Source organism: Mesorhizobium sp. LNJC405B00, assembly GCF_000502615.1.
In the GTDB taxonomy this organism is placed as follows: Bacteria; Pseudomonadota; Alphaproteobacteria; order Rhizobiales; family Rhizobiaceae; genus Mesorhizobium.
Genome location: NZ_AYWC01000002.1, coordinates 429,469 through 452,861, shown reverse-complemented (window position 1 = coordinate 452,861; position 23,393 = coordinate 429,469). Strand labels below are relative to the sequence as shown.

Below are 23,393 nucleotides of genomic sequence, written 5' to 3'. Positions count from 1 at the left end.
TTTCGGTCGCCGCGCCGCAATTTCACGTCGAATCAAGGCCGACAGCGGCCCAGGCCGAGTCTGAAGGCAGACTCTGATAGATTCTATCATCGCCGGGAGAGCCCACGCCGAACGGGTCGGCGCGGCAACGCGTTAGATATTTTCCGGCAGATAGATGTCGAAGGGCAGAAAGGTCTGGCCCGGCGCGTTGGCGGCGCCGGCCTCGATGGAATGCGCCATCAGGTCGACAAGCTCGCGGCACAAGGCGGCGAGCGGCGTCGAGATCACCATTGTCAGGATGTTGTCGGCGAGTGCCGCGCGCGATTCGGCGTTGATCTCGTTGCAGACGACCACCGGCATGTTTGCGGGCTTCGCTGCGCGCAGCGCCGAGACCGCGCCTTCCATGCCGCCGCCGGCGACATAGCAGCCGGCAATATCCGGATACCGCACCAGGAGATCGATCATCGCATCGTGGGTGACCTGGTTGGCTTCCAGATTGACCAGCGTTTCCATCACCGTGAAGTCCGGCGCATGTTCGCGGAAGAAGGAGCGAAATCCGATCTCGCGCAGTTCATGGCCGTGGAAGCGATGACTGCCGACGAAAAGGGCGACCTTGCCGGGGTTCTTTGCCGCCCTGGCGATCATCCAGGCCGCGGTGCGACCGACCTTCCGATTGTCGAGGCCGACATATCCCTCACGGATGCCAGCGGCAAAGTCGGACAGCAGCGAGAAGACAGGTTGCCCCCTCGCTTTCAGCGACTCCACGACCGCCGTCAGCGTCGGATGGTCCGGACCGACAACGGCGATTGCTCTGGATTTCGCTGCCAGCTTGCGCATCTGGGCGGCGATCTCGTCGGCGGCTAGCGAGCTGGCGAAATCGATGGTGGCGACGCCGCGGAAGCGCTGCGATTGCGAGACCGCCATTTCTAGCTCCCTCGCGAAATCGCCGTAAAAAACATCATTGCCCCGCAGCAGCAGAAAGCCGAGGCGGTATTCCGGCAATTCCTGGCGCATGCGCCGCTTGATCAGCCCGGCGGCGTGGTAGCCGATGCCGGTCGCCGCCTCATAGACGCGGCGCGCGGTTTCCTCGCGCACCGGCAGCCGGTTGTTCAGCACCCTGTCGACAGTGGCGACGCTAACGCCGGAGATGCGCGCCAGATCGGTGATGGTTGGCCGTTTTGCCATGACTGTCCCGCATGAGTGCCTGCAACTGCTTACATCGTTCTGATGGAAAATGATAGAAACTATCTTTGTGATATTGAGACTATCACCGCATGGCGCTATTTTGCGCTCGGACACAGGCGCCTGTAATGGACATATCCGTCCTGACGGATGCTGTGGCCGACGGAGGCAGCCCCTATGGAAGCGACACTATCCACACCACCGTCCCGGCGCGACTACAGCCTGATCGGCCGCGACGCCAAGCTCGCCGTCGAGACCGGCCTGTCGGCGGCCGAGTGGTATCACACCGATATTCCGCGCAAGCAGATGAAGGAGCTGATGCAGCGCTCCGATGGGCCGGCGATCCGCGACACCGCGATCTNGCCGCGCTGATCCTGAGTGCCGCCGGCGGCGCCTGGTTCTGGGGCAGCTGGTGGTGCGTGCCGTTCTTCTTCGTCTATGGCGTCCTCTACGGCTCGTCCACCGATTCACGCTGGCACGAATGCGGCCATGGCACTGCCTTCCGCACGCAGTGGATGAACGACGCGGTCTACCAGATCGCCTGCTTCATGATCATGCGCAATCCGGTGACCTGGCGCTGGAGCCACACCCGCCACCACACCGACACCATCATCGTCGGCCGCGACCCGGAAATCTCCGTTATGCGGCCGCCGGATCTGTTCCGGGTCGCGCTTGGCTTTATCGGCGTGCTGGATGCCTGGCATGCGATGTCGGACATGCTGCGCAATGCCGCCGGAAATATCAGCGCGGCGGAAAAGACTTTTATCCCCGAACAGGAGCAGCCTAAAGCCATTCGCATCGCCCGCATCTGGACGGCGATCTATGCCGTGACGATCGCGCTGGCGCTTTATTTCGGTTCATGGCTGCCGCTGATGCTGGTCGGGCTGCCCCGGCTCTACGGCGCCTGGCATCATGTCATGGTCGGCCTGCTGCAGCATGGCGGGCTCGCGGAAAATGTCATCGACCACCGGCTGAACAGCCGCACCGTCTACATGAACCCGGTCAGCCGCTTCATCTACTGGAACATGAACTATCACGTCGAACACCACATGTTCCCGATGGTGCCCTATCATGCGCTGCCTAAACTGCATGCGCTGATCAAGCACGATCTGCCGGCGCCGACGCCGTCGATCCTGGCCGGCTACCGCGAGATGATCCCGGCCTTTTTGCGCCAGCTGCGCAACGAGGACTATTTCCTCAAGCGCGAACTGCCGCCGACGGCGCGGCCCTATCGCGAGGAACTCCACAACGACGCCGTCACCGCCGCGGCGGAATGATCGCGCGATTAAGCTTTTGTTTTGACGCAACTCCGAACGGAAAACCGCAACGCACTTTTCCTGGAATTGCTTTTGGGAGGAACACATGAGCGACTGGATCGAGGCCTGCGCCGCCGGCGACATCGACGAAGAAGATGTGATGCGCTTCGACCATGGCGGCCGCACCTTCGCCATCTATCGCAGCCCTGACGACGATTATTTCGCCACCGATGGCCTGTGCACGCACGAAAAGGTGCATCTGGCCGACGGGCTGGTGATGGACGACATCATCGAGTGCCCCAAGCACAATGGCCGCTTCAATTACAAGACGGGGGCGGCACGGGGCGCGCCGGTTTGCGTCAATCTCGCCACCTATCCGGTAAAGGTCGAGGCCGGCAAAGTGCTGATCCAGATCGGATAGACCATGCAGGCGGGAATGGTCATCATTGGCGCCGGCGAGTGCGGCGGGCGGGCAGCGCTGACACTGCGCGAGCTGGGCTATGACGGGCCGGTGACGCTGGTGGGTGACGAACCCCATCTGCCCTATGAGCGGCCGCCCCTGTCCAAGGACGCAATGACGAGCGACGCGGCCGAGATCAAGACGATCGCCAGCGACGAAATTCTGGCCGAGAAATCGATCCGGCATATCCATTCCGTTCAAGCGGTGGCGATCGACCGCCCGGCGCATATGGTGCGGCTGTCGGACGGTTCGGCCCTGCCCTACGACAAGCTGCTGCTGGCGACCGGCTCGACACCGCGCAAGCTGCCGATGCCGGGATTGGGGTCGCGCTGCGTCTACCTCCGCACCTTTGCCGACGCGCTGGCCATTCGCGCCCACCTCAGCCCGGCAAACCGCATCGCCATCATTGGTGGTGGCTTTATTGGCCTGGAGCTCGCCGCTTCGGCGCGCAAGCTCGGGGCCAGCGTCACGGTCATTGAGGCGCAGCCGCGCATCCTCATGCGCGGGGTGCCGGCGGAGATCGCTGAAATCATCCATCAGGCGCATGAGGCCGAAGGCGTGACCGTGCTCACCGGTCAGGGCATCGCTGATATCGCCGACGACGGCGCTGAGGTGCACATCATGCTCGCCGATGGGCAGGACATCGTCGCCGATCTCGCCGTCATCGGCATCGGCGCCGTGCCGGTGACCGGGCTTGCCGCGGAAGCGGGCCTGACCGTCGATAACGGCATCGCCGTCAATGGCGAACTCCAAACAATCGATCCCGACATCTTCGCCGCCGGCGATTGCTGCTCGTTTCCGCTCGCTGTCTATGCTGGCCGGCGGGTGCGGCTGGAAGCCTGGCGCAATGCGCAGGAACAGGGTGCGCTGGCCGCGAAGAACATGCTGGGCGCCCGCGAAGCGCATGCCGCGGTGCCATGGTTCTGGTCGGATCAGTATGGTTTGTCGCTGCAGATCGCCGGCCTTTCGGACGAGGGCAAAAGCACGGTCCGCCGCGATCTCGGCGACGGTGCTTTTATTCTGTTTCATCTGGCCGAGGATGGCAGGCTGGTGGCGGCGAGCGGCCTCGGTACGGGCAATGCCGTGGCGCGCGACATCAGGCTGGCCGAGATGCTGATCGCCAAGCGGGCTAGGCCGGCGCCGGAGGCGTTGGGGTCGCCGGATGTGAAGCTGAAGTCGTTGCTGGCAGCGTGAAGGACTGACTTACCCTCCCCTTGTGGGGAGGGTCGCTGCGAAGCAGTGGGGTGCGGCACCGGCCCCCACCCCGACCTGCGGTCCGACCTCCCCACAAAGGGGGAGGTAGACGGCTGAGCTAAGCCCGCTAAAACAGCGCCTTCAGCTCGTCCAGCTTGTCGTTGACCAGCCAGCCGTAATAATTCTCTTCCGGCAGTTTGACCGTCTCACCCGCCGCGCGGCGCTTGTCGTTCTCTGCTTTCAGCGCATAGGCGCGCTGCTCGGGATTGCCGACATTGTAGAGCGTCGCGGTCAGCCCCGGATTGCCTGAGATGTCGAAGCCGGCAATGTTTTTGTAGGCGTCGATCGACTTCCTGATCGTCGCTGCGACGTAGGGCAATGTCAGATCCGGATCCATGATGGTCTTGTAGACCCCATTGGGATCGCCGACATCGAGTTCGGGCAGCCCCGACACCTTGTGCACCAGATCGCTCATCTGCAGCGCGGTCAGCGGGTTGAGCTGGCCGAGGCCAAAGGTCTGGCCGGCATAATAGGGCTGGAAGAAGGTGGCGCCGAAGCGGTCGTTGGGAAAGCTGGTGCCGTCGACGGTCTTGCCGCGGAAGGAGCGGTTCCACACCTGCTCGCGGCATTCCCACAGGTCGTAGCTGTCCGACATTGTGCACTTCTTGAATTCCGGCCGCTGCACGAAATCGGTGATGTCCTCGCCGTCATAGGCGAAGGACAGCTTGCTGGAGAGGTAGGAGATCGCCTTGACGTAGTAGGTCTGCAGCCGGTCGTAGGCATCGACATTGTAGGTGTGCTCGCCGACGATGGCGCCGACGATGTGCAAGGGGTTGATGCCGTAACCGGCAGCCGCCTTCCTGATCTTGGCGCGCAATTCGGCGTCGTTCTGCAACAGAGCGTAGACCTTGCGGTATTTGGCCTGGAAGGTGGTGTTGGTGGCCTGGGTGCGGCGGCTGGAGGCGCCCGGTATGTCAGGCTGCACGACATTGCGGTTGCCCGCCGGCACCAATGTCGCCGCGTCAGCCGCGAACAGCGTCGCCACCAGCGTCAAGCCGAGAATGAGCAGGATCAGTTTTTTCATGCGCCGCCGCCTAGAGAATTGCCGCGCAAACTAGGTAAAGCTCCCGGTCGAGTCGAGAGCGCCCTTGCAGCCGGCAAGACGAAAGATGGCCGCATGATACCATCCGGCCACACACGATGATGTTTGCCGGAAACTGTTGCCTAAGCATCGGCCCAAAAATCGAAACCGATTTTTGGAAAGTCCGATGCGTCGATTCAATACTGTTAGAGCGACCTTTGCGCGTCCAAAGGACGCGCGGCGCTCTAATACCGGCGCCGGATGAACCGGCGCCCTCGTTTAAAGGATGAATCGCGACAAATCTGTGTTTCGCGAGAGGTCGCCGACATGCTTTTCCACATAGGCGGCATCGATGGCGACGCTGGTGCCGTTGCGGTCGGGCGCGTCGTAGGAGATCTCGTCCAGCACGCGCTCCATCACCGTCTGCAGGCGTCTCGCTCCGATGTTTTCGACGCTAGCGTTGAGGTCGACAGCGATGCCGGCCAGCGAATCGATGGCATCGTCGGTGAAGGTGAGGTCGACGCCTTCGGTCTTCATCAGCGCGATATACTGCTTGATGAGGCTGGCCTCGGTCTCGGTGAGGATGCGAATGAAATCGTCCTTCTCCAGCGCCCGCAACTCGACACGGATCGGCAGGCGGCCCTGCAATTCCGGCAACAGGTCGGACGGCTTGGAGACATGGAAGGCGCCCGAGGCGATGAACAGTATGTGGTCGGTCTTCAACGGTCCGTATTTGGTCGCCACCGTCGTGCCTTCGATCAGCGGCAGCAGGTCGCGCTGCACGCCTTCGCGCGAGACGCCGGCGCCCATGCCGCCTTCGCGCGAGGCGATCTTGTCGATCTCGTCGAGGAAGACGATGCCGTCATTTTCGGTCGCGTCGAGCGCCCGGCGCACCACCTCGTCCTGGTCGAGCAGCTTGTCGGACTCGTCGTTGACCAACAGCGCGTAGGACTCCTTGACCGTCGTCTTGCGCGCCTTGGTCTTCTTGCCACCCATCGCCTTCGACAGCATGTCGTTGATGTTGAGCACGCCGATATTAGCGCCCGGCATGCCGGGGATCTCGAAGCCGGGCATGCCGCCGGTGCCGGTGTCGGCAACTTCGATCTCGATCTCCTTGTCGTCGAGCTCGCCGTCGCGCAGCTTCTTGCGGAAGGAATCGCGGGTCGCCGGGCTCGCCGTCTTGCCGACCAGGGCTTCCAGCACGCGCTCCTCGGCATTGAGGTGCGCGCGCGCCTTCACGTCCTCGCGCATCTTCTCGCGCACCAAGCCGATGGCGATCTCGACCAGATCGCGGATGATCTGCTCGACATCGCGGCCGACATAGCCGACTTCGGTGAACTTGGTGGCCTCGACCTTGACGAAAGGCGCACCGGCGAGTCGCGCCAGGCGGCGCGAGATCTCGGTCTTGCCGACGCCGGTCGGGCCGATCATCAGGATGTTCTTCGGCATCACTTCTTCGCGCATCTGGCCTTCCAGCTGCTGGCGGCGCCAGCGGTTGCGCAAGGCAATGGCCACGGCGCGCTTGGCGTCCTTCTGGCCGATGATGAAGCGGTCGAGTTCCGAAACGATTTCACGGGGAGAGAAGGTGGTCATATCACTGAATTCCACTTTGCCACTGCTTGATGGACTCGAACGGATGCAGCAGCATGATCACGTTGAGCGTCAGATTGTCCCGGATGAGGTAGCCGACACCCAGTTCGAAGATGAGGGCGAGGCCGACGATGCTCCATATAGGTAGCTTTCTGGCCATCACAAACCCCAGCACCATGGCCAGCGTGTCGGACACCGAATTGATGATCGAGTCGCCATAGTAATCCAGCGAAATGGTGCCGGCGCGGTAGCGCTCGATGATGAACGGGCTGTTTTCCAGGAGTTCCCAGCCGCCCTCGATGACGACGGCGAAAGCCAGGCGCAGACCGATTGGCGAGCGCGGGAAGAGGACCCAGGCCAAGGCGTAGAACAGGAAGCCGTGGATGATGTGCGAGAACGTGTACCAGTCGGAAATATGCTGGGAATTCTCCGAACTGTTCACCACACCGTGCCAGAGTTTGACGTAACCGCAGGTGCAGATCGGCGTGCGGCCCATGCCGTAAAGCGCGCCGGCCTGGAAGATGAGCAGAGCGAGCACGAGCAGAAGCCCCATCCGCCAGCTGTCTTCATAGGCCGAGTAATTTTTGGCAGTGCCCGGTGTCGCCATCAACTCATTCCCCTTCTTCCGCGTCGCTCTCTTCGGCATCGACGGCCATCAGCACGACGTCCCCATATCTAGAGTGTCTGCGATCGATAGCCCTGAAGCCCGCCTTTTCATAGGCGCGGATGGCGCGGCCATTGTCGGGATGCGGATCGATTATGATGCGCGGCGCGCCTTCCTCGAACAGTTGCTCGACGAATTGCCTGACGATCGCCGAGCCATGACCTTTGCCGACAAGGTCCGGCACGCCGATCGACAGGTCGATGCCGAGCGTGCCAAACGGCTGGTCGGCATAGGGATGGCCGTCATCCAGATGCGGATCGTAGCTCTGCAGATAGGCGATCGGCCTGCCGTCGAGCTCGACGATCAGCGGCTCTACAGAAATAGAGTCAATGTGCTCCCGGATTTCGGCGATTTCCGTCTCCGGATCGTCCCACCATTCGGCGACATGCGGCTCGGCCAGCCAGCCGGCGATCATCGGCAGGTCTTTTTCGGTAACCGGTCGAAAATCATAGAGCACCGGCGGGTTAGCCGGCATCGAGCGTTTCGACAACAAAGTTGTTGTTGGTGTAGACGCAAATGTCGGAGGCGATCTGCATCGCCTTGCGGGCGATCTCCTCGGCATCCTTGTCGCTGTCCATCAGCGCGCGGGCAGCGGCCAGCGCATAATTGCCGCCGGAACCGATGGCCATGACGCCGAATTCGGGCTCCAGCACGTCGCCGGTGCCGGTGAGCGCCAGCGAAACCGACTTGTCGGCCACCAGCATCATCGCTTCCAGCCGGCGCAGATAACGGTCGGTGCGCCAGTCCTTGGCGAGCTCGACGCAGGCGCGCGTCAACTGGTCGGGATATTGTTCGAGCTTGGCTTCCAGCCGCTCCAGAAGGGTGAAAGCATCCGCCGTGGCGCCGGCGAAACCCGCAATGACATTGCCGCCTTTGCCGATGCGGCGCACCTTTTTGGCGTTGCCTTTCATGATGGTCTGGCCAAGGCTGACCTGGCCGTCGCCGGCGATCACCACCTTGTTGCCCTTGCGCACCGTCACGATGGTCGTGGCGTGCATACTCAGTTCATTCGACATTTTTAGCTCCGATTCGCGCGATCCCGATAAGGCGATTGGCGCGCGGTACGAGTGATTTCGATCGGCCATATGTATGCATGGGGCGGGTGATTGCAAACGGCGTCCGCCATGGCCGGTGGCTGTCCGCATCGCAACTGGCAATCGCCGGATCATGCTGCTAGAAGGCTTTCGTTTTCAAGCAAATGACAGCTTGGAACCCCGTCTTGAGTTTCGAACCCCTCAGCCAAGGACAAGGTCATGGCGTCCCGTTCCGCCGAAGTCAGCCGCAAGACCAAGGAAACCGAGATCAGTGTCTCGGTCCATGTCGACGGCACCGGAAAATCCGACATGTCGAGCGGCGTCGGCTTCTTCGACCATATGCTGGACCAGCTGTCGCGCCACTCGCTGATCGACATGACGGTGAAGGCCAAGGGCGACCTGCACATTGACGACCACCACACGGTCGAGGACACCGGCATTGCGATCGGCCAGGCGCTGGCCANCCAAGGGCGACCTGCACATTGACGACCACCACACGGTCGAGGACACCGGCATTGCGATCGGCCAGGCGCTGGCCAAGGCGCTGGGCGAGCGGCGCGGCATCATGCGCTATGCCTCTGTCGACCTTGCCATGGACGAGACGCTGACGCGGGCCGCGATCGACGTGTCGGGCCGTCCGTTCCTGGTCTGGAATGTCGCCTTCTCGTCCCCGAAGATCGGCACGTTCGACACCGAACTGGTGCGTGAATTCTTCCAGGCGCTGGCGCAGAATGCCGGTATCACGCTGCATGTCACCAACCATTATGGCGCCAACAATCACCATATTGCCGAGACCTGCTTCAAGGCGGTGGCGCGCGCGCTGCGTTTCGCATTGGAGCGCGACCCGCGCCAGCCGGAAGCGGTTCCCTCCACCAAGGGATCTCTGAAAGGGTAGGCTGATGGCCATCTATGTCGTGATGGAACCGCCAGGCCGCACCGAGGCGGCCGACGCACCCATTTTTGTCCGCGACGGTTTTTCCTGGCTGGCTTTCCTGGTGGCGCCGCTGTGGCTCGCCTGGCACAGGCTGTGGATCGAGGCGGCGCTCGCTTTCGTCGCCATGGGCCTGCTTTCGCTGCTTGGCGAAAGACTGGGGCTGGATTGGGCCGGCTCCGCACTGTCTTTACTGGTCTCGCTCTATATCGGGCTGGAAGGCCAAGGGCTGCGGATCGCAGCGCTGCGCCGCGGCGGCTGGCATGAATGGGGCGTCGTCGAAGCCGACAATCCTGACGATGCCGACATCCGCCAGTCACTGGACGCCGAGGCGCTTGCCGACGAGCCGGCGCCGCTGCCGCGCATCGTGCCGGACGCCAGCCTGGCCCGGCCGACGCAGACCGGGCTGACGCTGGGCCTGAGCCATACGCCGGGAAAAGCCTGAGATGCGGGTTGCCATCATCGATTACGGGTCGGGCAATCTGCGCTCGGCCACCAAGGCCTTCGAGCGCGCCGCGCATGAAGCCGGCATTGCCGCTGCCATCGAGCTGACCGCCGACGCCGAGCGGGTGCGCAGCGCCGACCGCATCGTTTTGCCCGGCGTCGGCGCCTATGCCGATTGCGCGGCGGGCCTGCGCGGCGTCGCCGGCATGTGGGAAGCGGTGGAAGAGGTAGCGATCGCCAAGGCGCGGCCGTTCCTCGGCATCTGCGTCGGCATGCAGCTGATGTCGGAGTGCGGCCTGGAAAAGACCGTGACCAAGGGCTTCGGCTGGATTGCCGGCGACGTCAAGGAGATCACGCCCGCCGATCCGGCACTGAAGATCCCGCAAATCGGCTGGAACACCATCGATCTGGAGCGCAAGCACCCGCTGTTTTCGGGTATTGCGACCGGGCCCAAGGGTCTGCACGCCTATTTCGTTCATTCCTACCATCTCGACGCGACAAGGCCGGACGAAGTGCTGGCCGTCGCCGATTATGGCGGCCCGGTAACGGCGGCGGTCGCGCGCGGTAACCTTGCCGGCATGCAATTCCATCCGGAAAAGAGCCAGGCGCTCGGCCTGGCACTGATCACCAACTTCCTGCGCTGGAGGCCTTGAGATGAGCAAGAAGGGCTACTGGATGGCGATGGTCGATGTGACCGATCCGGAAAACTATCCGAAATACATCGCCGCCAACAAAGCGGCGTTCGACAAATACGGCGCGAAATTCCTGACGCGAGGCGGTCAGTCGTCAAGCCCGGAAGGGCCATCCGGCAATCGCCATGTGATCGTCGAGTTCGAAAGCTACGAGGTCGCGCTGGCTTGCTTCCATTCCCCCGAATACCAGGCAGCGCTGAAATTCCGGCGCGCTTATTCGACCTCGCATTTCGCCATTGTGGAAGGGGTCTGAACGGTGATCCTGTTTCCGGCCATCGACCTCAAGGACGGCAAGTGCGTGCGGCTGAAGCACGGCGATATGGCGACCGCGACCATCTACAATGACGACCCTGCGGCCCAGGCCAAGGCCTTCGAAGAGCAAGGGTTTGAATGGCTGCATGTCGTCGACCTCAACGGCGCCTTCAAGGGCCAGAGCGTCAACAGCGCGGCGGTCGGCGCCATCCTCAAGGCGACGAAAAACCCGGTGCAGCTCGGCGGCGGCATCCGCACGCTGGCGCAGATCGAGGACTGGCTCGACCGCGGGCTGGCCCGCGTCATCCTCGGCACGGTGGCGGTGCGCGATCCCGACCTGGTCCGGGAAGCCTGCAAGGAATTTCCTGGAAAGATCGCCGTGGGCATCGACGCCAAGGGCGGCAAGGTGGCGGTCGAAGGCTGGGCCGAGGCCTCCAGCCTCGGCGTCATCGAACTGGCGCAGAAATTCGAAGGCGCCGGCGTTGCCGCCATCATCTACACCGACATCGACCGCGACGGCGTTCTGACCGGCATCAACTGGGACGCCACGATCGATCTCGCCGACGCGGTGTCGATCCCGGTCATCGCCTCGGGCGGGCTGGCCTCGATCGCCGACATCGTGCGCATGACCATGCCCGACGCAAAGAAACTCGAAGGCGCCATCTCCGGTCGCGCGCTCTATGACGGGCGCATCGACCCGGCCGAGGCGCTTGCGGTGCTGCAGGGCAAGGCGATGGAGACCCGGCCGTGAAAATCTCCATCATCCTGGCCTCCTATGACAGCGGCCACTATCACGGCGGCATGGGCCGAGGCCCGGATGCACTCATCGCCGGCGGGCTTGTCGACGCGCTGACGCTCTCCGGGCATGACGTCGTCGTCACCGATATCGGCAGGGTTGGCGACGAACAGCAGCGCGAGATCGCCACCGGCTTTGCCGTGTGCGGTGCCCTCTCCGGCGAGGTCCGCATCGCCATAGACCGCGGCCGGTTTCCCATCGTGCTCGCGGGCAATTGCCTGACATCGGCCGGTGCGGTTGCCGGCGAGGATGCCGATGCGATCATCTGGGCCGACCAGCATGGCGATCTCAACACCCCGGAGACGTCCATCTTCGGCTTTCTCGATGGCATGGCGCTGGCCACGGTTCTCGGCCTGTGCTGGAAGCCGATGGCCTCGGCCATCCCCGGCTTCAGGCCGATCGATCCGGCGCGCTGCGTGCTGGTCAACGCACGCGATCTCGATCCGGCCGAAACGGAGCTGTTGAAGACGTTGCCGGTCATCCGCACCGAATGCCCGGACTGGGCCACGGCGTGCGGCAGGCTGAAGGCGCCGGATGCGAAGCGGGTGCACCTGCATCTCGATCTCGACGTGCACGACCCCGGGGCGCTGCAGGCCAACCGTTACACCACGCCCGGCGGCCCGGAGCCGAAACAGCTGCGCCAGGCTGTCTGCGGCATGGCCGGCCTGCTGCCGATTTCCGGCATCACCATTTCCGCCTACGATCCGGCGTTCGATGCGCAGGCCGAGGTTCCGCCGCTGGTCGGCGAACTGCTCAGCGAGTTGCTGGCGACGATGGAGAAGGGCTGATGCTGAAGGCCCGAGTCATCCCTTGCCTCGACGTCAAGAACGGCCGCGTCGTCAAGGGCGTCAATTTCGTCGACCTCATCGATGCCGGTGATCCGGTCGAGGCGGCCAAAGCCTATGACGCGGCCGGCGCTGACGAGCTTTGCTTTCTCGATATCACCGCGTCGTCCGACAACCGTGAAACCATCTTCGACGTCGTCGCCCGCACCGCCGAACAATGCTTCATGCCGCTGACCGTCGGCGGCGGCGTGCGCCAGGTGGCCGATATTCGCAAACTGTTGCTGGCCGGCGCCGACAAGGTGTCGATCAACACTGCGGCGGTGAAGAACCCCGATTTCGTCGCGGAAGCCGCCGACAAGTTCGGCAACCAGTGCATTGTCGTCGCCATCGACGCCAAGAAGGTGTCGGCACCCAATGAAGCCGACCGCTGGGAGATCTTCACCCATGGCGGCCGTGAAAAGACCGGCATCGATGCGGTCGAGTTTGCGCGAAAAATGGTCGAACGCGGCGCCGGCGAGATTCTTTTGACCTCGATGGACCGTGACGGCACCAAGGCCGGTTACGACATTGCGCTGACCCGCGCGATAGCGGATGCGGTGCGCGCGCCGGTCATCGCGTCGGGCGGCGTCGGCACGCTCGACCATCTGGTCGAGGGCATTCGCGACGGCCACGCCGGCGCCGTGCTCGCGGCCTCGATCTTCCATTTCGGCACTTACACGATTGCGGAAGCCAAGGCGCATATGGCCGAGGCCGGGCTGCCGATGCGGCTGGACTACCCGGTTCAATCCACTCCACAAAGGCTGTAGGCTGCGCCATGGCTGAATTTTCGCTGTCCGATCTGGAAACGATCATTGGCGAACGCGCCCGTTCCGGCGACCCGGACTCGTGGACGGCAAAACTGTTCGCCAAAGGCATCGACAAGGCGGCGCAGAAGCTTGGTGAAGAGGCAGTCGAGACGGTGATTGCCGCCGTCAAAGGCGACAAAAATGCCCTCGTTTCCGAAAGTGCCGATCTCATATATCATTGGCTCGTCGTGCTTGGCATGGCCGGCGTTTCGCTGGGCGAGGTGCTGAAGGAGCTTGAGGGCCGTACCGGCCGTTCGGGCGTCACTGAAAAGGCATCCCGGCCGAAAGGCTGACCGCGAGAGCCGGATGATTTCGGGCCGAGGCCTTAAATCTGAATCCGTCTCTAAATTGATAGAGGGAGCATGATGTCGCCCGAAAACCGCTTCACACTTTTCGGCCTCATGCTCTAGAGGGCAGGAAACTCGATGGACCAGCTCGCTCCGACCGAGAAATATTCCCCCTATCGTTTCTTCTCGGCCGAGCAATGGTCGAACTTCCGCGCCGACACGCCGATGACGCTGGGCGAAGACGAGATCAACCGTCTGCGCTCACTGAACGATCCGGTCGACCTGGAAGAAGTCAAGCGCATCTATCTGTCGCTCTCGCGGCTGCTTTCGGCGCATGTCGAGGCCAGCCAGTTGCTGTTTCGCCAGCGCCAGGCCTTCTTCAACGCGCTGGATGTGGTCAAGACACCGTTCATCATCGGCATTGCCGGTTCGGTTGCGGTCGGCAAATCGACCACGGCGCGCGTGCTGAAGGAGCTTCTGGCGCGCTGGCCGTCGAGCCCCAAGGTCGATCTCATCACTACCGACGGGTTCCTGCTGCCCAACAAGGTGTTGCGACGCGACAATCTGATGGAGCGCAAGGGCTTTCCCGACAGCTACGATGTCGGTGCGCTGCTGCGTTTCCTCTCGGGCATCAAGTCGGCGCAGCGCAATGTCGGCGCGCCCGTCTATTCGCATTTGACCTATGACGTCATTCCCGGCGAGTTCGTCACCATCGACCGGCCAGACATTCTGATCTTCGAAGGCATCAACGTTCTGCAACCCGGCAAATTGCCGAAGGACGGCAAGATAGTGCCGTTCCTGTCGGATTTCTTCGATTTCGCCATTTATATCGACGCCGACGAAAAGCTGATCCACCAATGGTACATCGCCCGCTTCATGCGCCTGCGCGAGACGGCCTTCCGCAATCCGGACTCCTTCTTCCACCGCTATTCGCAGCTTTCGGAAGACGCCGCGCGCGCCATTGCGGAAGGCTTGTGGGCCAACATCAACCTGAAAAACCTGCGCGAGAACATCGTGCCGACACGAGCGCGGGCCGACCTCATCCTGCGCAAGGGCGCCAATCATCTGGTCGAGGAAGTGGCGCTCAGGAAACTGTGACCGCCGCCTCCGGGCTGGTCGCGATATCGGCCGATTGCGTATCCTGCGCCGGTCGCCGGACATAGCGCCGGTCGGCCGGGACGAGTTTGCGCGCCGCGACATAGACAATCACCGAGACAGCAGCTGCGGCATAGCCGTCGATTGCATAGTGCCACGCCAGATAAACCGAGCTGACGGCAACAAAGGCCACATAGACAAACGCTACAGCGCCGAGACGGCGATTGTACTCCCATGCAAAAAGTGCGTTGAGCATCGCCAAGCCGACATGCACGCTGGGAAAGGCCGAAATGCCTGACGCGAAACCGGTCTGCCTGGCCTCATGAAGCCTCCACAAATATTGCTGGTAGGAAACAGCGGAATTGGAGGATTCGGCGCCGCGGGCCAGGAATGCGAGCTGTTCGCCAAACCGCGCCGTGTCGCCCGTGACCATCCCGTAAAACGCCGGACCAGCCGACAGGAACAGTCCAGCCAATATGTTGCCGACGACGATCCAAACCACCATGAAGCAGATGACATAGCGCGTTCGAACCGACGCCGTCCGGGGCGATGTCGCGACGAAGAACAAGGCGCCAAAATTGAGGACAAACCAGAATACGTTGTAATTCCACTCGATGGCAGCCCGCACGAAATCGTTTTTGGCCACCAGATAGAGCCAGCGCCACGGATCGGCGCCGAAATGCAGGAACGCATCGATGTCGGCATGCAGCACGTCAAATGGAAAGCCGTCCTGCCAGACCGGCATTCCGTTCTTCACCGAGGTGAATGTGCCTTGAAAGATCATGAGCGCCATGAGGAGGCATAGACCCGAGAGCGAATATGCCAGCCGCGATGTCGAGAACACATATTTCGCCGCCAGACGGCGCCTGATGTCGGTGCGATGTATAAGCAGGCTTATGTCAACAATAATGGCGAAGGTCGGCAGCATCAGGCCGTTCAACAATATCCACCGCCCGAAATATATCGAATACGCGCTGCGGTCGGCCGCGCCTATTGCATACAGAAAAGCTAGTCCGGCCAATGTGTAGACGACGATGAACAGATAAACGCCTGAATCCCGGCGAATCAGCGGGATCGCTTGTTTGATGACTGCCCACAACTGACGGAAAACCACACTGCTCTTTGTCATTGTCCCGAGCCGACGTTGCAATGCCCGGGCACTTTATAAGGAAAATCTGTAGAATCGGTTAGTGCTGTGCGAGGACGCGCTCGCTCAAGAAAGTGTCGTCATTCGCCAGCCCCAATTTGCCACAGCCCCACCAGATGGCGAGCGCCGCGGCAATGCCGACAATTCCGTCCACGGCATAGTGCCACCCGAGGTGAATCGAGCCGAAGAACAACAAGACACCAAAGGCCAGCATGGCGTGACCGAACCTGCGATCAATTGAGTACGCGACAGCCACAAACAGCGCCGCCTGCGCGTTGTGCATGCTGGGCATGGCCGAAATGCCACCGGGCAAATCGACACGGCCAGTATAGACCTCCCAAAGAAAATCCTGTGTCAAGGATGACGACAGCGGATAGATCGAGGCAACCTCGTCGAGATAGCGCATCAGATCGGCATATGGCGAGGGTGCGCCCGGCACCATTTCCGCAAAGTAACAAGGTCCTGCCGAGGAGAACAACGTTGCTATGACCAGGCCGATCAGGATCCACGAAATGACCGTCGCCCGCCAGTAGCGAAGGCGGATCCGCTCAGGCACGCGCGGACTGACAAGCAACCCCACCCAGAACAAGAACACCAGCAGCATCCACAGAGTGTACACTATGTCCAACAGGCGAGTTACCCAAGGCATGCCGACGACCGGCTGAATGATTTGCCACGCCTGATTCCCACCCAGGAGATTTGCATCCCAGTGGGAGAAAGTTTCGTCCCACTGGAAGGGGGCGACAATCGGAATCATCATTTTGTTGTAGAGGAATGCCGCCATGAAGAGAGCCAACACGACGCTAGCGCAGAAACCCCGCGCAAGGGTATTCGACATGCCTCCGAGGGAAGCGACCGCGATGCTGACTGGTGACCCATGGCGACCCTGAACGAGCGCGCAGGAACCAACCACGGCAACAAGGATAGAGCCCAGCAAAGGCAAAAAGCGCACAATTCGACCGGTATATTCAACAATATGGGGCAGGATCGAATCGCCCCTGATTCTCGCGATGAGAAAGGTCAACACGACAAATGCGAAGATCATTGCACTGCGGCGGCCCTCACGCGCGAGCCATGCGGGAAACCGGTCCACATGCGAAGGACTTTGCACGATTTCAGAAGAAGCCATAGGAACGGCCCCAATCTTTTTGAGAACATTCCTTTGTGTCGCACCTATACTTTAACAAACAGTAAGTCGAAGAATACCTCTACTGCTCCAGGGTACGGTTGACCCGCCGCAGCGTCAGATTGATCCGGCCGCCATTTTTCAGCAGCGCCGAGGTCGACGGGTAGATGCGGTCGACGCCATGGAAGCAGAGCCGGCCTTCGCCGCCGAGCACGACGACGTCGCCGCTTTTCAGGCGGAACGATTTGGTGCCGCCGTCGCGTGTGGCCCCCCTGCCCGTCACTTGGCCGACCCGGAACAGGCAATCGTCGCCAAGTGACACCGAGACCACAGGCGCCGAAAAATCGGCTTCGTCGCGATCCTGGTGCAGGCCCATTTTGGCGTCCTGCGTATAGAAATTGACCAGGCAGGCCTCTGGCGGATTCGGATAGGCGGCGACCTCCCGCCACAATTGCATCAGCGCGTCCGGGATCGGCGGCCATGGCTCTCCGGTGAGTGGGTGCGTTGGCTGGTAGCGATAACCCAGTTCCCTGTCGGTGACCCAGCCGAGCGTGCCGCAATTGGTCATGCGCACGCTCATCTCCTTGCCGGTCCGCGGCATCGCCGGCACGTACAGCGGCGCCCGCTGTACAATGGTCCTCACCTCTTCGACCAGCGCTTCCTGCGCCGCGCGGGACAGATAACCAGGCATGTGGCGGACGCCTTTGGGCAGAACGAGCATGACTTCGCCTCCGGTTGATACTGAAACCATGCCACCGCCAATCAGAAACAGCGACCCGAAAGCCACGGTTGTCGGCCTCCCTTTCTGTGGCAATGGTGAAACCTTGCGGCTGCGGCTCCGAAGGGGAAGCCGCTTTATGCACGCAGTCGGCGCGGTCCTTAGTCGTTCTCTACCCGGCCGCGCAGCTTTTTGATCGTGCCGCGCCCTGCCTTGCTTTGCAGCCGCCGCTCCACCGAGCCTTTCGACGGCCTGGTCTTCTTGCGCGGCGGCGGCGGCGGTTCCGCGGCCTTGGCGACCAGCGCCGTCAGCCTTGCCCGGGCATCGGCCCGGTTCTGCTCCTGGGTGCGGAAGCGGCCGGCCTCGATGACGATGACGCCGTCCTTGGTGGCGCGCTGGCCGGCGAGCTTGATCGTGCGCGCGCGCACGCGTTCGGACAGGCCAGCCGCATTGGCGGCGTCGAAGCGCAATTGGACGGCGGTCGCCACCTTGTTGACGTTCTGGCCGCCGGGACCCGACGAGCGGATGAAATCCTCGTGTAGGTCGCCCGGATGGATTACGGCTTCGTCTGATATGATGATGTCGTCGATCGGCATGCCGCAGTCATGGCGCGGCGGACCAAAAAAGAAAAGGCCCGATCGAGACCGCGCCTTTCAAGGATGCTTCGGTGAAGACGCCTCGACTATTCCGCAGCTTCCTGCAGGCGGGGTGCTGCGCCGAGCACGACGGCATCGACATGGCTCTCGAATTTCTCGAAGTTGACGGCGAACATGCCGACCAATCGCGCTGCCTGCCGGTCATAGGCTGCCTTGTCGGCCCAAGTCGAACGCGGGTCGAGAATGGCGCTGTCGACGCCAGGCACAGCAACCGGCACCTCGAAGCCGAAATTGGCGTCGGTGCGGAAACCGGACGCCTTCAGCGAACCGTCAAGCGCTGCGGCCAGCAAGGCGCGCGTCGCCTTGATCGGCATACGCTTGCCGGTGCCGTAGGCGCCGCCGGTCCAGCCGGTGTTGACCAGCCAGCAATCGGCGCCGTGGCGGGCGATCAGCTCGCGCAGCAGATTGCCGTATTCCTTGGGGTGGCGCGGCATGAACGGGGCGCCGAAGCAGGTCGAGAACGTCGCTTCCGGCTCGGTAACGCCCTTCTCGGTGCCGGCCACCTTGGCGGTGTAGCCGGAGAGGAAGTGGTACATCGCCTGCGCCGGGGTCAGCCGTGCGATCGGCGGCATGATGCCGAAGGCATCGGCGGTCAGCATGATGATGTTTTTCGGGTGGCTGGCCCGTCCGCTCTTCGAGGCATTGGGGATGAAATCCAGCGGATAGGCGCAGCGCGTGTTTTCGGTGAGCCGGCCGTCGTTGAAGTCCGGCACGCGGTCGGCGTCGAGCACGACATTTTCCAGCACCGTGCCGAAGCGCTGCGTGGTGGCGAAAATCTCCGGCTCGGCCTCGGCCGACAGCCGGATCGTCTTGGCGTAGCAGCCGCCTTCGAAGTTGAAGATGCCGTGCGGTCCCCAGCCATGCTCGTCGTCGCCGATGAGCGTACGTGACGGATCGGCCGACAGCGTCGTCTTGCCCGTCCCGGAAAGCCCGAAGAAGATCGCCGCGTCGCCGGCCGGGCCCTCATTGGCCGAGCAGTGCATCGGCATGACGCCCTTTTCCGGCAGCAGATAGTTCAGCATGGTGAACACCGACTTCTTCATCTCGCCGGCATAGGAAGTGCCGCCGATCAGCACGATCTTGCGGGCGAGATCGACCGCAATCACCGTATCGGTGCGGCTGCCGTGACGGGCCGGATCGGCGCGGAAGGACGGCAGGTCGATGATCGTCATCTCCGGCACGAAATCCTCGAGCTCGGCGGCCTGCGGGCGGATCAAAAGATTGCGGATGAACAGCGAGTGCCAGGCGAATTCGGTGATGACCCGCGTCGGCAGCTTCAGATCGGCATCGGCGCCGCCGACGAGGTCCTGCACATAGAGATCCCTATTCGCGGCTTGGACAAGGAAATCGGCGAGCAGCATTTCGAACTGGCCCGCCGAAATCGCCTTGTTGTTGTCCCACCAGACATGGGGCTCGGTGGCGCCATCGCGGACGACAAACTTGTCCTTGGGCGAGCGGCCAGTGTGCTGGCCGGTCTCGGCAAGCAGCGCGCCGCCGGCGGTCAACCGGGCCTCGCCACGACGGATCGCTGCCTCATAAAGGGCGGCCGCACCAAAATTATAATGCACCGTGCCGGTGGTTTTCAGGCCGATACGATCGATCGCGCAAGCAGAATTGCGTTTGCCGACTTCCGACATCAAGGGTCCCTTCTTCTGGATTCGCCGCACTTTGCCGGCGCGTTTCCGGCGAGCCCGCGTTAGGGGCTGAGACGGTGAGAACCAGAAAACTCGAATGATATCAAATTATTAATCGATTTAAAAATTTTGAAAGTTGTTTAAATCGTTTATATGTGCAAAAAATCACGGTGGTTGCCCAAAGGATTGGCACACAGTGTTCGTCCAACCCGTGTAGAGGTTCCGATGGGGCCGCCGGCAAGCCGTCCACGACAGCGGTTGGAGCCTGTGCCACATTTTGTACCTAATTTGTCCTGCAAAAGCCCCTTCTCTAAGACAGAAGGGACAGCTCATGAGGGAGCCGCTTGAAATGGCAACAATCGCGCTTGTCGATGACGACCGCAACATTCTGACATCGGTGTCGATCGCCCTCGAGTCCGAGGGGTATCGCGTCGAGACCTACACGGATGGTGCGTCGGCGCTGGAAGGCCTGGCGGCGCGGCCGCCGAATCTCGCCATCCTCGACATCAAGATGCCGCGCATGGACGGCATGGAGCTGTTGCGCCGGATGCGGCAGAAGTCCGACCTGCCGGTGATCTTCCTGACCTCGAAGGACGATGAGATCGATGAGCTTTTCGGCCTCAAGATGGGCGCCGACGATTTCATCCGCAAACCGTTCTCGCAGCGCCTGCTGGTCGAACGGGTGCGCGCCGTGCTGCGCCGCGCCAGCGCCCGCGAAGCTGCGGCAAAGGCGCCCAGCCAGCAGGCCCGTTCGCTGGAACGCGGCCAGCTCGTCATGGACCAGGAACGCCATACCTGCACCTGGAAGGGCGAGCCGGTGACGCTGACGGTCACCGAATTTCTCATCCTGCACTCGTTGGCGCAGCGCCCCGGCGTGGTAAAAAGCCGTGATGCGCTGATGGATTCGGCCTATGATGAGCAGGTCTATGTCGACGACCGCACCATCGATAGCCACATCAAGCGGCTGCGCAAGAAGTTCAAGGCCGTCGATGACGACTTCGAAATGATCGAAACCCTTTACGGAGTCGGATACCGGTTCCGCGAAGCTTGAGTTGATGCATGTCGCCCAAAAGTGGTCGCGTTTTTGGGACGACGACATGCATAAAACCAAAGACTAGGCGGGAGCTGCTATTCGATGGCAGTGGATGTACAGCGGAGCAGACGAACGAGCGCTGTCAGGCGGTCGCGGATTCTGCCCGCATTCCTGTCGAGGTTGACGGTGCCGATGCGCCGCTTCCTCGGCCACCACATCTTTTCCAGCCTGACCCGGCGCATCCTGTTCCTCAACCTGGCCGGCCTCGCCGTGCTGGTCACCGGCATCCTCTATCTCAACACCTTCCGCGACGGGCTGATCGACGCCCGCGTCGAAAGCCTGATGACGCAGGGCGAGATCATCGCCGGCGCCATTGCCGCGTCGGCGACGGTCGAGACCGATTCGATCAGCATCGATCCAGAAAAACTGCTTGAACTGCAGGCCGGCGAAAGCCTGGGGCCGGGCTCCGACCAGCTCGACAATCTGGATTTCCCGATCAATCCCGAGCGCGTGGCGCCGGTGCTGCGGCGGCTGATTTCGCCGACGCGCACCCGGGCCCGCATCTATGACCGCGACGCCAATCTGCTGCTCGATTCGCGCCATCTCTATTCGCGCGGCCAGATCCTGCGCTACGACCTGCCGCCGGTCGAGGACGAGCAGCCGGATATGCTGGAGCGCGTGCAGAAATTCGTCTTCGACTTCTTCCGCAACAAGGACCTGCCCGTCTACCATGAGCAGCCCGGCGGCAACGGTGCGGCCTTCCCGGAAGTGGTCAAGGCGCTGACCGGCAGTCCATCGACGATCGTGCGGGTGAGCGAACAGGGCGAGCAGATCGTTTCGGTGGCGGTGCCGATCCAGCGCTTCCGTGCCGTCCTCGGCGTGCTGATGCTGTCGACGGAAGGCGGCGACATCGACAAGATCGTCGCCGCCGAACGCAAGGCTATTTTGCGCGTGTTCGGCATCGCCGCCCTGGTCACCGCCATCCTGTCGATGCTGCTCGCATCCACCATCGCCAATCCGCTGCGCCGCCTATCGGCGGCGGCAGTGCGGGTGCGGCGCGGCGTCAAGAGCCGCGAGGAGATCCCCGACTTTTCCGACCGCCAGGACGAGATCGGCAATTTGTCGGTCGCGGTGCGCGACATGACCAATGCGCTCTATGCCCGCATCGAGGCGATCGAAAGCTTCGCCGCCGATGTCTCGCACGAGTTGAAGAACCCGCTGACCTCGCTGCGCAGCGCGGTGGAGACCTTGCCGCTTGCCAAGAACGACAATTCACGCGGCAGGCTGATGGAGATCATCCAGCACGATGTCCGGCGTCTCGACCGGCTGATCACCGACATTTCCGATGCCTCGCGCCTAGACGCCGAACTGGCGCGTGAGGATGCCGCCACGGTCGATTTGAAGAAATTCATCACCGATCTCGTCGCCGTGTCGCGCGAAGCGACGCGCAACAAAAAGGCTGTCGAGATCGAATTCAAGGCCGCCAAGCTGCCGCAAGGCGTCAAAGGCTATTTCGTCACCGGCCATGATCTCAGGATCGGCCAGGTCATCACCAATCTGATCGAGAATGCCCGCTCCTTCGTGCCGGAGGACCACGGCCATATCGCCATTTCCCTGGCACGCTCGGGCAAGGTCAACATCGTCACCGTCGACGACAACGGCCCCGGAATCCGCACCGACGCCATCGACCGCATCTTCGAGCGCTTCTACACCGACCGCCCGGCGGGCGAGGCGTTCGGCCAGAATTCGGGGCTTGGCCTGTCGATATCCAGGCAGATCGTCGAAGCCCATGGCGGCACGCTGACCGCCGAGAACATCCCCGGCACCAAGCCCGGCGACATCAAGGGCGCGCGCTTCGTCGTTACGCTGCCGGCCGAAGGCTGATCGCGGCTGCGCATGCCCGATCCCACCGCGGAACCCGAGAACATCCATGCCACCGCAGTCCTGATTGGCGAGCGGGGCGTCCTGATCACCGGGCCGTCCGGCTCGGGCAAGACAACGCTGGCGCTGGCGCTCATCGACCATTTCAGCCGGCGCGGGCTGTTTGCGCGGCTGATCGGCGACGACCAGCTGTTTGTCGCGGCGCGTTTCGGGCGGCTGGTCTGCCATGCGCCCGCCAGCATTGCCGGCCTCGCAGAGGTGCCCGGGCTTGGTCCGAAGCCGCTTTTGTTCCAACCTGTGGGGGTCATCGACCTGGCAATCCGGATGGTTTCCGCAGACGCGATCGCGCGTTTCCAGGAAGAGTCGAGCGCGACCATTGCCGGCTGTGTGGTGCCGCGCATCGACCTCGTTCAGCGCAACGTCACTGCGGCTTTGCCGGCGGTAATGGCGCGGCTGGCGATTGCGCCTTTCGTATGATCCGCCGCCGGTTTTTTGCTGCAATGCGTCAAATTGGCCATGGCCGACGCAATTTTGGGCTTGTCAACGCGCCGCGCGTCGACAAGATAGCGCTCCCGCCGCCTGGGATGGCCGGCGAGCATAAAAAGCGCCTGTGAAGCGGCGATGACGGGAG

24 protein-coding genes and 3 pseudogenes are annotated in these 23,393 nt (G+C 62.4%); 16 read left to right on the top strand and 11 right to left on the bottom strand.

All coding sequences use genetic code 11. The features are described 5' to 3' along the window. Positions 1-132: 132 nt before the first annotated feature. Entirely contained in the window at positions 133-1,164 is a 1,032-nt protein-coding gene (locus X756_RS159325; RefSeq protein WP_023695982.1) for a LacI family DNA-binding transcriptional regulator, read from the bottom strand. Positions 1,165-1,338: 174 nt separating this feature from the next. Here X756_RS159325 and X756_RS01000000165180 point away from each other — a divergent pair. The 3 genes and pseudogenes from X756_RS01000000165180 to X756_RS159335 all read left to right on the top strand — a co-directional run bounded on the left by X756_RS01000000165180 (position 1,339) and on the right by X756_RS159335 (position 4,071). Then, positions 1,339-2,438 (top strand): annotated as a pseudogene (locus tag X756_RS01000000165180) (fatty acid desaturase family protein). Between the two features lie 85 nt (positions 2,439-2,523). Continuing rightward, entirely contained in the window at positions 2,524-2,838 is a 315-nt protein-coding gene (locus X756_RS159330; RefSeq protein WP_023672328.1) for a MocE family 2Fe-2S type ferredoxin, read from the top strand. A 3-nt stretch (positions 2,839-2,841) separates the two neighbouring features. Next, a complete protein-coding gene (locus tag X756_RS159335) occupies positions 2,842-4,071 on the top strand; it encodes an FAD-dependent oxidoreductase (RefSeq protein ID WP_031197325.1) in 1,230 nt (409 codons plus the stop codon). A 127-nt stretch (positions 4,072-4,198) separates the two neighbouring features. Here the strand turns inward: X756_RS159335 and X756_RS159340 are convergent, their stop codons facing one another. The 5 genes from X756_RS159340 to hslV all read right to left on the bottom strand — a co-directional run bounded on the left by X756_RS159340 (position 4,199) and on the right by hslV (position 8,422). Beyond that, complete coding sequence (locus tag X756_RS159340; protein WP_023728855.1) at positions 4,199-5,155, bottom strand: DUF1402 family protein; 957 nt, start codon at positions 5,153-5,155, stop codon at positions 4,199-4,201. Positions 5,156-5,431: 276 nt separating this feature from the next. Then, positions 5,432-6,745, bottom strand: a complete 1,314-nt coding sequence (hslU, locus tag X756_RS159345) for an ATP-dependent protease ATPase subunit HslU (RefSeq protein WP_023672325.1) — start codon at positions 6,743-6,745, stop codon at positions 5,432-5,434. Between the two features lies 1 nt (position 6,746). Then, positions 6,747-7,349 carry a DUF2585 domain-containing protein gene (locus X756_RS159350; protein WP_023728854.1) on the bottom strand — a complete coding sequence of 201 codons (603 nt, stop codon included), beginning with the start codon at positions 7,347-7,349 and terminating at the stop codon, positions 6,747-6,749. A 4-nt stretch (positions 7,350-7,353) separates the two neighbouring features. Beyond that, a complete protein-coding gene (locus X756_RS159355; RefSeq protein ID WP_023728853.1) occupies positions 7,354-7,881 on the bottom strand; it encodes a GNAT family N-acetyltransferase in 528 nt (175 codons plus the stop codon). Continuing rightward, entirely contained in the window at positions 7,871-8,422 is a 552-nt protein-coding gene (hslV, locus tag X756_RS159360; RefSeq protein WP_023672322.1) for an ATP-dependent protease subunit HslV, read from the bottom strand. Before hslV ends, X756_RS159355 begins: the two co-directional genes overlap by 11 nt. Positions 8,423-8,659: 237 nt before the next feature. On the opposite strand from hslV, the pseudogene X756_RS1000000168615 reads away from it, so the two are divergent. The 10 genes and pseudogenes from X756_RS1000000168615 to coaA form a co-directional block, all read left to right on the top strand. Next, a pseudogene (locus X756_RS1000000168615) lies at positions 8,660-8,902 on the top strand (imidazoleglycerol-phosphate dehydratase); the annotation flags it as partial. 4 nt (positions 8,903-8,906) lie between these two features. Then, positions 8,907-9,335: pseudogene (locus X756_RS1000000168610) on the top strand (imidazoleglycerol-phosphate dehydratase); the annotation flags it as partial. 4 nt (positions 9,336-9,339) lie between these two features. Continuing rightward, the gene (locus tag X756_RS159365; protein WP_023728852.1) at positions 9,340-9,816 is read left to right on the top strand and encodes a DUF2628 domain-containing protein; all 477 of its coding nucleotides are present in this window, start codon (positions 9,340-9,342) and stop codon (positions 9,814-9,816) included. A 1-nt stretch (position 9,817) separates the two neighbouring features. Next, positions 9,818-10,468, top strand: coding sequence for an imidazole glycerol phosphate synthase subunit HisH (hisH, locus tag X756_RS159370; protein WP_023728851.1), 651 nt, complete (start codon positions 9,818-9,820; stop codon positions 10,466-10,468). 1 nt (position 10,469) lies between these two features. After that, positions 10,470-10,760: a DUF1330 domain-containing protein gene (locus tag X756_RS159375; RefSeq protein ID WP_023672318.1), complete on the top strand. Its 291-nt coding sequence runs from the start codon at positions 10,470-10,472 to the stop codon at positions 10,758-10,760. 3 nt (positions 10,761-10,763) lie between these two features. Continuing rightward, entirely contained in the window at positions 10,764-11,510 is a 747-nt protein-coding gene (hisA, locus tag X756_RS159380; protein ID WP_023672317.1) for a 1-(5-phosphoribosyl)-5-[(5-phosphoribosylamino)methylideneamino]imidazole-4-carboxamide isomerase, read from the top strand. Then, the gene (locus X756_RS159385) at positions 11,507-12,343 is read left to right on the top strand and encodes an arginase family protein (protein WP_023672316.1); all 837 of its coding nucleotides are present in this window, start codon (positions 11,507-11,509) and stop codon (positions 12,341-12,343) included. Before hisA ends, X756_RS159385 begins: the two co-directional genes overlap by 4 nt. Beyond that, positions 12,340-13,146 carry an imidazole glycerol phosphate synthase subunit HisF gene (gene hisF, locus X756_RS159390; RefSeq protein ID WP_023728850.1) on the top strand — a complete coding sequence of 269 codons (807 nt, stop codon included), beginning with the start codon at positions 12,340-12,342 and terminating at the stop codon, positions 13,144-13,146. The genes X756_RS159385 and hisF overlap by 4 nt, the downstream gene beginning before the upstream one ends. Positions 13,147-13,154: 8 nt before the next feature. Beyond that, a complete protein-coding gene (locus X756_RS159395; protein WP_023672314.1) occupies positions 13,155-13,478 on the top strand; it encodes a phosphoribosyl-ATP diphosphatase in 324 nt (107 codons plus the stop codon). 132 nt (positions 13,479-13,610) lie between these two features. After that, on the top strand, positions 13,611-14,570 hold the full coding sequence (gene coaA / locus X756_RS159400; RefSeq protein WP_023728849.1) for a type I pantothenate kinase: 960 nt from the start codon (positions 13,611-13,613) through the stop codon (positions 14,568-14,570). On the opposite strand, the gene X756_RS159405 is transcribed toward coaA, so the two are convergent. The 5 genes from X756_RS159405 to X756_RS159425 form a co-directional block, all read right to left on the bottom strand. Beyond that, positions 14,557-15,696, bottom strand: coding sequence for a phosphatase PAP2 family protein (locus X756_RS159405; RefSeq protein WP_050589217.1), 1,140 nt, complete (start codon positions 15,694-15,696; stop codon positions 14,557-14,559). The genes coaA and X756_RS159405 overlap by 14 nt on opposite strands. A 58-nt stretch (positions 15,697-15,754) precedes the next feature. After that, complete coding sequence (locus X756_RS159410) at positions 15,755-16,843, bottom strand: phosphatase PAP2 family protein (RefSeq protein ID WP_084569847.1); 1,089 nt, start codon at positions 16,841-16,843, stop codon at positions 15,755-15,757. 79 nt (positions 16,844-16,922) lie between these two features. Then, the gene (locus X756_RS159415) at positions 16,923-17,561 is read right to left on the bottom strand and encodes an alpha-ketoglutarate-dependent dioxygenase AlkB (RefSeq protein WP_023728846.1); all 639 of its coding nucleotides are present in this window, start codon (positions 17,559-17,561) and stop codon (positions 16,923-16,925) included. A gap of 158 nt (positions 17,562-17,719) precedes the next feature. Next, entirely contained in the window at positions 17,720-18,154 is a 435-nt protein-coding gene (gene arfB / locus X756_RS159420) for an alternative ribosome rescue aminoacyl-tRNA hydrolase ArfB (RefSeq protein ID WP_023672309.1), read from the bottom strand. Between the two features lie 86 nt (positions 18,155-18,240). Continuing rightward, positions 18,241-19,851, bottom strand: coding sequence for a phosphoenolpyruvate carboxykinase (locus X756_RS159425; RefSeq protein WP_023728845.1), 1,611 nt, complete (start codon positions 19,849-19,851; stop codon positions 18,241-18,243). A 346-nt stretch (positions 19,852-20,197) separates the two neighbouring features. Between X756_RS159425 and X756_RS159430 the strand changes: the two genes are divergently transcribed. From X756_RS159430 to X756_RS159440, 3 genes are all read left to right on the top strand, one after another. Beyond that, on the top strand, positions 20,198-20,899 hold the full coding sequence (locus X756_RS159430) for a response regulator transcription factor (protein ID WP_010912942.1): 702 nt from the start codon (positions 20,198-20,200) through the stop codon (positions 20,897-20,899). Between the two features lie 84 nt (positions 20,900-20,983). Continuing rightward, positions 20,984-22,765, top strand: coding sequence for a sensor histidine kinase (locus X756_RS159435; protein ID WP_023728844.1), 1,782 nt, complete (start codon positions 20,984-20,986; stop codon positions 22,763-22,765). 12 nt (positions 22,766-22,777) lie between these two features. After that, positions 22,778-23,239 carry an HPr kinase gene (locus X756_RS159440; protein ID WP_023728843.1) on the top strand — a complete coding sequence of 154 codons (462 nt, stop codon included), beginning with the start codon at positions 22,778-22,780 and terminating at the stop codon, positions 23,237-23,239. Positions 23,240-23,393: the final 154 nt, after the last annotated feature.